This is a genomic window from Streptomyces sp. AC627_RSS907 (genome assembly GCF_019049165.1).
The window spans coordinates 1-1,140 of record NZ_JAGMUE010000872.1 but is presented as its reverse complement, the minus strand read 5'-3'; the positions used below and the strand labels follow the sequence as shown (position 1 = coordinate 1,140).

Annotated in this window: 1 protein-coding gene and 1 pseudogene; both read right to left on the bottom strand. The window is 70.8% G+C overall.

Annotated elements, in window-relative coordinates; translation table 11 throughout:
• On the bottom strand, positions 1–669 hold a 669-nt coding region (locus tag KUM32_RS39130), incomplete at its 3' end, for an ABC transporter ATP-binding protein (RefSeq protein ID WP_217146523.1).
• Between the two features lie 226 nt (positions 670–895).
• A pseudogene (locus KUM32_RS39125) lies at positions 896–1,140 on the bottom strand (NADPH-dependent FMN reductase); the annotation flags it as partial.

Genomic DNA, 1,140 nt, shown 5'->3' with positions numbered 1-1,140 from the left:
GACCTCACGCTCGGAGTGCGCTTCGATGAAGTCCTTCATCGTGGTGTCCGCGATGAGCTTGCCGCGCCCGACGACGATGAGATGGTCCGCGGTCAGTTCCATCTCACTCATCAGATGACTGGACATCAGCACCACACGTCCCTCGGCGGCCATCCCGCGCATGAGCGAGCGGATCCACACGATGCCCTCGGGGTCGAGACCGTTGAGGGGCTCGTCGAAGACCAGGACCGGCGGATCGCCCAGCAGCGCGGCGGCGATCCCCAGGCGCTGGCGCATCCCGAGGGAGTACGTCCCGGCCCTGCGCCGCGCGACCTTCTCCAGTCCCACCTCGGCCAGTACCTGGCTTACGCGACCGCGCGGGATCCCGTTGCCGGCCGCGAGGGCCAGCAGGTGATGGAAGGCGGTGCGGCTGGGCAGCACCGCGCCGGGGTCCAACAGTGCCCCGACCGCCTTGAGCGGGGCGGGCTGGGCGCTGTACGGCCGACCCTGCACGGTCGCGGTGCCTGAACTGGCGGCGTCCAGGCCCAGAACCATCCGGAGGGTCGTCGACTTGCCCGCGCCATTGGGCCCCAGGAAGCCGGTGACCTCTCCCGCGCGGACGCCGAAGGTCAGGTCGTCCACGGCGAGGACCTCACCGTAGCGCTTGGTCAGTCCACGTACTTCGATCATCGAGTCTCCACAGGCCAGCGGTGGCAGAGGCGCCCGCGACGACCACGAGCACCGCACCAGCGTCACCCGCGCACATGGGAGCGCATGGGAGAACATGAACGCCGCATGGCACCGCTGGCCCGGTGACCTGCACCGCTCGTGTCGCCGGTCGCCTCCGGAGCAAGGTCCTCACAGGGAACTCACACGTTGGCCCGCTGCTGCGGAGGGGCGGCGTGGCGTCCGGCCGCAGCAGGGCGGCCTGGCGGGCGATACGGGCACCGAGGTACTCGGCGGTGCCGATGTCGGCGGCGTGGACAGTGTCGGCGCCACCGTCGAGCGGGGTCTGGGCCCCGGCGCCGCCCCAGAAGCCGAGGCGGTTGAGGTCGTTCTCGGAGGCGGTGGTGGAGTTCCAGCCGGCGGCGAGGCCGAGGCTGACCCACAGCATGCGGTGCTGGGCGGCGAAGGTGGCGAAGAAGGCGAGGGTGCTGGACT